8 protein-coding genes are annotated in these 8,589 nt (G+C 69.5%); 5 read left to right on the forward strand and 3 right to left on the reverse strand.

The features are described 5' to 3' along the window. Positions 1-231: 231 nt before the first annotated feature. Positions 232-1,014 carry an SDR family oxidoreductase gene (locus JWQ05_RS00810; protein WP_299652967.1) on the reverse strand — a complete coding sequence of 261 codons (783 nt, stop codon included), beginning with the start codon at positions 1,012-1,014 and terminating at the stop codon, positions 232-234. Between the two features lie 268 nt (positions 1,015-1,282). Here JWQ05_RS00810 and JWQ05_RS00815 point away from each other — a divergent pair, with 268 nt between their 5' ends. Further along, positions 1,283-1,894 carry a TetR/AcrR family transcriptional regulator gene (locus JWQ05_RS00815; protein WP_299652970.1) on the forward strand — a complete coding sequence of 204 codons (612 nt, stop codon included), beginning with the start codon at positions 1,283-1,285 and terminating at the stop codon, positions 1,892-1,894. A gap of 107 nt (positions 1,895-2,001) precedes the next feature. Next, complete coding sequence (locus tag JWQ05_RS00820) at positions 2,002-2,685, forward strand: type 1 glutamine amidotransferase domain-containing protein (protein ID WP_299652973.1); 684 nt, start codon at positions 2,002-2,004, stop codon at positions 2,683-2,685. Between the two features lie 119 nt (positions 2,686-2,804). Here JWQ05_RS00820 and JWQ05_RS00825 read toward each other — a convergent pair whose 3' ends face one another. Together JWQ05_RS00825 and JWQ05_RS00830 are read right to left on the reverse strand one after the other, a co-directional pair. Further along, positions 2,805-4,133 carry an MFS transporter gene (locus JWQ05_RS00825; RefSeq protein ID WP_299652976.1) on the reverse strand — a complete coding sequence of 443 codons (1,329 nt, stop codon included), beginning with the start codon at positions 4,131-4,133 and terminating at the stop codon, positions 2,805-2,807. 107 nt (positions 4,134-4,240) lie between these two features. Continuing rightward, positions 4,241-5,452 (reverse strand): adenylate/guanylate cyclase domain-containing protein, encoded by a 1,212-nt coding sequence (locus JWQ05_RS00830; RefSeq protein ID WP_366944534.1) that lies wholly within the window; start codon positions 5,450-5,452, stop codon positions 4,241-4,243. A gap of 380 nt (positions 5,453-5,832) precedes the next feature. Here JWQ05_RS00830 and JWQ05_RS00835 point away from each other — a divergent pair, with 380 nt between their 5' ends. The 3 genes from JWQ05_RS00835 to JWQ05_RS00845 form a co-directional block, all read left to right on the forward strand. Beyond that, positions 5,833-6,669 carry an alpha/beta hydrolase gene (locus JWQ05_RS00835; protein WP_299652982.1) on the forward strand — a complete coding sequence of 279 codons (837 nt, stop codon included), beginning with the start codon at positions 5,833-5,835 and terminating at the stop codon, positions 6,667-6,669. A gap of 186 nt (positions 6,670-6,855) precedes the next feature. Continuing rightward, on the forward strand, positions 6,856-8,193 hold the full coding sequence (locus tag JWQ05_RS00840) for an Nramp family divalent metal transporter (protein ID WP_299652985.1): 1,338 nt from the start codon (positions 6,856-6,858) through the stop codon (positions 8,191-8,193). 234 nt (positions 8,194-8,427) lie between these two features. Further along, on the forward strand, positions 8,428-8,589 hold a 162-nt coding region (locus JWQ05_RS00845), incomplete at its 3' end, for a response regulator (protein ID WP_299652987.1).

An 8,589-nucleotide genomic window follows, 5' to 3' on the forward strand; every position in this document is an offset into this window, starting at 1 on the left:
TCATCAACCTCGTCGAGGTCGTGAAAGAGAACTGGTCCTTCGGGAACGGCGAGGCCCAGTACGCGACCTAGCCGCCGCGGCTTCCCGGCGATCGGCGAAGAACCGGTTCCGGAAAGATGTCCCCCCGTCCGTGTAAGGATGGGGCATCGCCGGAGCGGACCTGGCCGTCGCGCCGCTCGTCTGGCCGCGAGCGGCCGCTCCATGCGTCCCCTGCGCATGGGACCTGCCCCTTCAGGTCACCGGACTGAGGTTGCCGTCGACGTTGATCGCGGTTCCGGTCACGTAGCCCGCGAGGTCGGATGCCAGGAAGCACGCCACGTTGGCGAATTCCTGAGGTGTGCCGACACGGCCGAGGGGGATGTTGCGGGCCATGTCGGCCAGGAAGGCCGCGTAGGGCTGGCCGTCATCCGTGGCGGCGTGGCGGCGGACCCACTGGTCGCTGTCGATGAGCCCGACATGCAGGGCGTTCACGAGGATGCCGTGCGGCGCGCCTTCGCCCGCGAGCACCTTGGTGAGCGCCAGCCCCGCCGCCCGCGAGACCGACGTCGGGGCCGACCCGGCCTTGGGCGCCTTGGCCGCGATGTTGAGCACGTTGATGATCCGTCCCCAGCGACGCTCGACCATGCCGGGCCAGGCCAGTCGCGCGAGGCGGATCGCCGCGAACAGCTTGAGATCGAGGTCGGCCTGCCAGACCGCGTCCGTGATCGATGCGAAAGGGCCGGTCCGGGAGACGCCCGCATTGTTCACCAGGATATCGACGCGGCCGAGGGCCTGCACCACGTCGTCGTGGGCGCGCTCCACCTCCTCCGCCCGTGAGACGTCGCAGGCGACGACATGGACGCGCCCGCGTGCAGTGGGCTCCACGAGCCGCCGTGCGGCGGCGAGCCCGTCCGGATCGCGCGCCAGCATCGCCACATCCGCGCCGCTGGCGGCCATCCGGGTGGCGATGGCGAGCCCGAGCCCCTTGCTGCCGCCCGTGACCACGGCAACGCGGCCGTCCAACCTTAACTCCATCACATGTCTCCCAGGGTTCCGGCGGCGCCCGTCGAGACGGCGTCACCGAGGGTCAGGCTCTCGAGACGCCGGAACCGTGCATCGGACGGGCGACCACACCGCGACCGACAGCTTGGCTCGTAGGCCGGCTCCCGCAAAGCCTTTCCGCGCGGGCGGGGCGCACCAAACCCCATCCGAAGCGCTACCTCGGCCAGGCACTCGCAAAGGGCCTTCGAAAACATTCGACCTGCAACTAGACGACCGGTCTAATTTCGACCATATCGAATCCATGGCACCGACGAACGGATATACCGATACCCGGCAAGGCATCCTCGATACCGCTTACGGTCTCGTGGGCGCGAAGGGGTTTTCCGGGGTCGGGCTCAACGAGATCCTGGCAACGGCCCGAGTGCCGAAGGGCTCGTTCTACCATTATTTCGGCTCCAAGGAGGCATTCGGCGAGGCGCTCCTCGCGCACTACTTCGAAGGCTATCTCGTCGACCTCGACACGACGCTCGCAGAGCCCGGCCTGAATCAGGCCGAGCGCCTGATGACCTATTGGCGCAAGTGGCAGACAAGCCAGGGGAGCGGTGACGACCAGGGCAAGTGCCTCGCGGTGAAGCTCGCGGCCGAGGTGTCCGACCTGTCCGAACCCATGCGCCTCGCCCTCAAGACTGGAACCGCCGGGATCATCGAGCGGCTGTCACGCGCCGTCGAGGCCGGTGTCGCGGAAGGTTCGTTGACGCTCGAAGACGAGCCGCATGCCACCGCCGAGACGTTGTACCACCTCTGGCTCGGGGCAAGCCTCATGACGAAGATCGTTCGCACCGCCACCCCGTTCGAGGCTGCGATGACGACGACGCGGCGCCTGCTCAGACTTCGCAAAGCTCGGCAGGGATGACCGCGGCGAAGCCGTACGCCGCGTCTCGAAATTCTAGCCGACTGGTCTACTGAAAGCGGTTCAGCCAGTCGTTTCCATATCCGACCGCATCACAGGGAAGTATCGCTATGAAGATCCTCATCGTCCTCACCTCGCACGATCAGCTCGGGGATACGGGCCGCAAGACCGGGTTCTGGCTGGAGGAACTGGCCGCGCCCTACTACGCGTTCAAGGATGCGGGCGCCGACATCGTGTTGACGTCTCCGAGGGGCGGCAAACCGCCCCTCGATCCCAAGAGCAACGAGCCGGCGAACCAGACCGAGGCGACGCACCGCTTCGAGGCGGATGCCGAGGCCACGGCCGCCCTGGCCACGACCGTGCCGCTGGCCGGCGTGTCGCATGACGGGTTCGACGCGGTGTTCTATCCGGGCGGCCATGGTCCGCTCTGGGACCTTGCCGAGGACGCGGACTCCCGGCGTCTCATCGAGACGACGCTCGGCGCGGGCAAGCCCGTGGCCCTCGTGTGCCATGCCCCGGGCGTCCTGCGGCACGTCACGGCCGAGGACGGCGCTCCGCTCGTGCGCGGCAGGAAGGTGACCGGCTTCACGAATTCCGAGGAGGAGGGCGTGCAGCTCACGACGGTGGTGCCGTTCCTCGTCGAGGACGAGTTGCGGCGTCTCGGCGGCGAGTACAGCAAGGATGCCGACTGGCAGCCCTACGTCGTGGCCGATGGCCTTCTGATCACGGGCCAGAACCCGGCCTCGTCGGGGCCCGCAGCCAAGCGTCTTCTCGAACGCCTCGCGCAGGGCTGAGGGCAGGGGACGCCCGGCGCTTCGGGGCAGCGCCGGGTCGACCGCCTCGACCGGATCGGCCGGGAGCGCGACATCGCGCATCGCCCCACCGAACACGCTGCGCGTCCGCGTCGACCGGGTCAGGCGCCGGGGCGGGAGGCGGCCTCCGCATCCGCCGCGAGGTCGCGGCCGCGCGTCTCCGGCATCAGCAGGGCCGCGACGGTGCCGACGACGCTGAAGGCCACGAGGTAATAGGCCGGGGCCATCTTGTCGCCGGTGAGGGCGATGAGCTTGTTCACCACGTAGTTCGTGCTGCCGCCGAAGATCGAGACCGAGAAGGCGTAGACGATGGAGAGGCCGGCGCTGCGCACGGCGCGGGGCAGGGATTCGGGAATCGCGACGATGATCGCCGCGGCGTTGATCGAGGAGAGCGCCGACAGGAGGAAGGTCACGGCATAGACCGAAGGGCCCGTCGGATCGCGCAGGAGCCAGGCGAAGGCGGGCACCGTCAGGACGACGATGAGCGCGCGCGGCCAGATCATCACGGCGCGGCGCCCGACCCGGTCGGCGAGCCAGCCGCCCAGAAGCGGGAACACGATGGAGGCGAGGCCGAGCGCGATCGGCACGGCGGTGGAGACCGTCTCGGTGAGGCCGAGGGTGGCCTGGGCATAGACCGGCATGTTGGTGCCCACCGCGTTCGAGACGGTGGAGGCCGCGATGATCAGGAAGGTCAGCACCAGCATGCGGCCATGCTCGCGCACCAGGCGCCGGACCACCGCGAAGGTCGAGTCGGCGGCGGCCGGATCGGTCCGGTCGCCGGCGGTCTCGGGCAGGTGGCTGCGGATGATCAGGCCCACCGGCACCACGCCGATGCCGAGGGCGAACATCACGCGCCAGCCCCAATCGCTCATGGCGTCGTCGCCGACGGCGTAGGTGAGGGCGGAGGCGACGATGCCGGCGATCAGCGCCGCGCAGCCCTGGCTGGCGATCTGCCAGCTCGCCACGAAGCCCCGGTGCTTGGGTGGGGCCGCCTCCAGCAGGTAGGCGGTGGAGGGGCCGACCTCGCCGCCGAGCGCCAGGCCCTGGATGAGCCGGCCGACGATGACGATGACCTGAGACCAGCCGCCGAGGGTCGCGTAGCCGGGGCAGGCGGCCAGCATCACCATGCCGACGGCCATCAGCGCGATGGTGATCAGCATGGCGGGCTTGCGCCCCGCCCGGTCGGCGAAGGCCCCGATCAGGATGCCGCCGATAGGGCGCATGACGTAGCCGATGCCGAAGAGCGCCAGGGAGGCGAGCAGGCTGTCGGTGGCGTTCTGAGAGGGAAAGAACGCCTCGCCGATCGGCTTGGCGAAGAAGGCGTAGATGGTGAAGTCGTAGAATTCGAGGGCGTTGCCGAGCACCACGGCCGCCACGGCCTTGCGTTCGAGGCGCGGCGGCGCCCCGGCGGTCGTCACGTTCGCGTCCATGCCCGTTCCCCTGGTGGCGCCGGCCCCTTTGGGCGCCAGCGTGGCCTATGTCGCCAGCGGCACGCGGGTTCCATTCGGGACGCAAGCGGGGTCCGGCGGGAGCCGGCCTAGTCCGGAACCGCGTCGGCGAAGCCGAAGACGTCGAGGGGGTCGCCGACGCCCCGGAGCGGGAACGCGCCCAGGCGGTCGAGCCGGTGCCCCTGGTCCGACCGGGCCGCGAAGGCGCCGGAGAACAGGACGCTGACGCCGAGCACCTTCGTCAGGCTCTCCAGCCGCGCCGCGACGTTGACGGCGGGGCCGATGATCGTGAAGTCGAGGCGGGTGCGCGACCCGATGTTGCCGTACATCACCGCCCCGACATTCACGCCGATCCCGAAGCCGAGCTGGCGCAGGCCCGCATCCGCCCGCCGCGCGTTCAGCGCCTCCATGGCGACGCATGCTTCCCAGGCCGCCGATTGCGCCGCCGCGCAGGCGGCGGGCGTGTCGAGGTGGAAGATCGCCAGCAGGCCGTCGCCCATGAACTTCAGGATCTCGCCGCCATGGCGCTCGATCGGGAGCGAGATCGCGTCGAAGTAATCGTTGAGCAGGGCGATGACGTCGTCGCGCGGCCAGAGTTCGGAGATCTCGGTGAAGCCCCTGAGGTCGATCACCATGACGGCGGCCTCCACGGTGACGCCGCTGCCGCGCCGGGTCGCGCCGTTGAGGATCATCTCGCCCGCATGAGGCCCCACATAGGTGTCGAGGAGCAGCCGCGTCAGGCGGTTCTTGTGGCGGACCTCGGTGACCACCGCGAGCGCCGGGAGCAGGGCGGCCAGCATCGCCACGTCGTCGCCGGCAAAGCCTCCGGCCCGGTCGGCGGAGAACGTCGCGATGTGGCGCTTGCCCAGGGTGTAGTGGAGCGGCCAGGCGACGTAGTCGGTCAGCCCCTCGTCCCGCAATTCGCGGTAGAGCGCGTGGACCGGCGCAGCGGGCTCCAGGGTCTCCAGGCGCATGCGGACCTCGTCCGCGCCCGCGTGGATCTCGGCCGCCGGGCTGTGCCGGAACTGGTCGGTGTCGACGATGCCGTACTCGAAATTGGTGATCTCGGCGGCGCGCGCCCCGGTCCGCCACAGAATTCGGGTCCCGAGCCAGAGGGGATGATGGGTGCGCAGGTACACGGTCGCCCGGGCGACCGGCACGCCCGCCGCGCGCAGGCGCTGGCAGAACGCCACGAAAATATCGTCGAGGTAGCGCTCGCCGAGGGTGCCGCGCAGGAGCCAGTCCAGGATCTCGGCCTGATGCCGGGCCCGCGCGGTTCGGCCGAGGTCGTCAGCGCTCACCCGTTCGTCCGCGTCCGCCGGGATGCTCATGGTCGCCTGTCGCCCCTCGTCCCCAGCCCGTTCGATGGCGGGACATCCGTCGGCGGGACGGCCCGGCGCTCGCGTGGAGGGACGCCCCGTCCCCGCGCGCGCAGATGATGGACGAGGCGGGTGGGCTGTCCACCCCCGCGCCCGCATGCCCGGCCGGATTCCGGCGGGCGGGGTCGAGGACGGCGCTCGGCTGGAATCGCTCACGGAATCGTGTGAAGTTCGCAAGCGTGGCGGTTCGATGGCTCCCGCGACCACGGGCGGTTTTCCCGAGCCGACCGGGCATGGCTGCCCGGGAGTCCCGTCACCCTTTCCCCTCGACGATCCTCTCCCTCAGAAGCGGACAGATCCCCATGACCTATGTCACCACGAAGGACGGCGTCGAGATCTTCTACAAGGATTGGGGGCTAAAGGACGCCCAGCCGATCGTGTTCCACCACGGCTGGCCGCTCTCGGCGGACGATTGGGACGCGCAGATGCTGTTCTTCCTGGCGCACGGCTACCGCGTCGTCGCCCATGACCGGCGCGGCCATGGCCGCTCGGCGCAGGTCGATGGCGGCCACGACATGGACCATTATGCCGCCGACGCCTTCGCGGTGGTGGAGGCGCTCGACCTGCGCAACGCCGTGCATATCGGCCACTCCACCGGCGGCGGCGAGGTGGCGCGCTACGTGGCCCGGCACGGCGAGCCCGCCGGCCGCGTCGCCAAGGCGGTGCTGGTCTCGGCGGTGCCGCCCCTGATGCTGAAGACGCCGGCCAATCCCGAGGGCCTGCCGGTCGAGGTCTTCGACGGCTTCCGCGCGGCCACCGCGGCGAACCGCGCGCAGTTCTTCGTCGATGTCCCGACCGGGCCGTTCTACGGCTTCAACCGGGACGGCGCGACGGTGCTCCCCGGCGTGATCCAGAATTGGTGGCGCCAGGGCATGATGGGCAGCGCGAAAGCCCATTACGAAGGGATCAAGGCCTTCTCCGAGACCGACCAGACCGAGGACCTCAAGGCCATCTCCGTGCCGACCCTGGTCCTGCACGGCGAGGACGACCAGATCGTGCCCATCGCCGACTCGGCGCGGAAATCGGTGACGCTCCTGAAAAACGGCACCCTCAAGACCTATCCGGGCTTCGCGCACGGGATGCTGACCCTCAACCACGACGTCATCAACCCCGATCTCCTCGCCTTCGTGAAGGGCTGAAGGCGCAGGGTCCGGGCGCGGCGCGTCCCGTCGGGGCCGGGCCACCGGCGGTACGCTTGAACTTGGGCGTCTTCGGCCGGTGTCCGGTCGAAGACCGTTCGCCCGGGCACACTGAACAGGCTGCGCGTCGTCCGGTTGGACTCCACGCGTTCCCGTTCCCAGACGTGCCAGTTCCGACGAGACCCCATGGACCAGCGCCTGCCGAAGCCGCCGCGGAAGGACCAGGACGGGGACCAGAACCAAAGCCGGGACCACGATCGGGACGGGCCGCGCAAGGGGAACGGCCTCGCCCACGCCCTCGGCACGGGGGTGATCACGGGGGCGGCGGACGACGATCCGTCCGCCATCGGCACCTATGCGAGCGCGGGCGCCAAGTTCGGCCTCGCCTTCCTGTGGATCGCCCCCGTCGTCCTGCCGATGATGTACGTGGTCGTCTACGTCTCGGCCAAGCTCGGGCAGGTCTACGGCAAGGGCCTGTTCGCCATCGTGCGGGACCGCTATCCGCGCTGGGTTCTCTATCCCATCGTGCTCGGGGCCTTCACCGGCAACGTCATCGAGGCGGCGGCCAATCTCGGCGGCATCGGCGCCGCCCTGAACCTGCTGGTCCCGGTCCCGATCGGCGCCATCGTGGTGGTGGCCGCCGCCGCGATCCTGGCCTTCCAGGTCTTCGGCTCCTACGCGCTCCTGCGCGCCATCTTCCGCTGGCTGGCCCTGGCCCTGTTCGCCTACGTGGCCGCCGCGATCCTGGCGAGGCCCGACCCGGGCGAGATCCTGCGCGGCACGTTCCTGCCCCGGATCCGCTTCGACGCGGATTTCCTGTCCATGATCGTGGCCTGCATCGGCACCTCGCTCTCGGCCTACATCTACACCTGGCAGTCGAACCAGGAGGTCGAGGAGGAGATCGCGCAGGGGCGTCACTCTCTGCGGGCGCGCAAGGGCGCCACCGACGCGGAATTGCGCAAGACCCGCCGCGACGTGGTGATTGGGATGCTGTTCTCGAACGTGATCCTGTACTTCATCATCCTGTCCACGGGCGCGACCTTGCATCCGGCCGGGCAGACCGAGATCGAGAGCGCCGCCCAGGCGGCGGCCGCCCTCGAGCCCCTGGCGGGGGCGGGGGCCAAGTACCTGTTCGCGCTCGGCGTCGTCGGCGTCGGCTTCCTCGCGGTGCCGGTGATGACGACGGGGGCGGCCTACGACCTCGTCCAGGGGGTCGGCCGCAGCGGCAGCCTGCATGCGCGCCCCCGCGAGGCCAAGCTGTTCTACGGCACCATCGCGGCGGTGACGGTGATCGCCGTGGCGCTGAATTTCCTCGGCTTCAACCCGATGCGGGCGCTGGTCTGGTCCGGCATCGTGCAGGGCTTCTCGGTGCCGCCGCTCCTCCTGCTGATGATGCTGATGACGAACGACCGCGCCGTCATGGGCAACCGGGTCAACGGCCGCCTCACCAACCTCCTCGGCTGGACCACCACGGCGGTGACCTTCGCCGCCGCCCTCGGCCTCGTCGCCACTTGGCTGCGATGACCTGGGTCCGGTGATCCGGCTCGGGGGAGCGCGATCCGGCCGGCGAAAGCGCCGGTCGATGGCGCGGGCGCGGGCCGGATCGCGAAGGGCGCGGGAATTCCCGAAAAGAAAAATCGCGAGGTTTCGAAAAGACTTGAGGCTCAGCCGGTGCGGATCGCGGGCGCGGGCGCTCAGCGTTAACGGTTTGTTGCCGGTGACCGTATAGGAAGTCTCAACCTTTGGAGGATCTTGCCCATGCGCGTGTTGCTGATCGAGGACGATACCTCTGTCGCGCAGAGCATCGAACTGATGCTCAAATCCGAGAGCTTCAACACCTACACCACGGATCTGGGTGAGGAGGGGATCGATCTCGGCAAGCTGTACGACTACGACATCATCCTGCTCGACCTGAACCTT

This window comes from Methylobacterium sp. (genome assembly GCF_028290105.1).
Taxonomy (GTDB): domain Bacteria; phylum Pseudomonadota; class Alphaproteobacteria; order Rhizobiales; family Beijerinckiaceae; genus Methylobacterium.

Excerpts from the sequence above, each read along its gene's own strand:
- JWQ05_RS00835 (WP_299652982.1), top strand. The coding sequence starts at position 5,833 with ATGACCTATGTCACCACGAAGGACGGCGTCGAGATCTTCTACAAGGAT.
- JWQ05_RS00810 (WP_299652967.1), bottom strand. The coding sequence starts at position 1,014 with ATGGAGTTAAGGTTGGACGGCCGCGTTGCCGTGGTCACGGGCGGCAGC.
- JWQ05_RS00825 (WP_299652976.1), bottom strand. The coding sequence starts at position 4,133 with ATGGACGCGAACGTGACGACCGCCGGGGCGCCGCCGCGCCTCGAACGC.
- JWQ05_RS00840 (WP_299652985.1), top strand. The coding sequence starts at position 6,856 with ATGGACCAGCGCCTGCCGAAGCCGCCGCGGAAGGACCAGGACGGGGAC.
- JWQ05_RS00815 (WP_299652970.1), top strand. The coding sequence starts at position 1,283 with ATGGCACCGACGAACGGATATACCGATACCCGGCAAGGCATCCTCGAT.
- JWQ05_RS00820 (WP_299652973.1), top strand. The coding sequence starts at position 2,002 with ATGAAGATCCTCATCGTCCTCACCTCGCACGATCAGCTCGGGGATACG.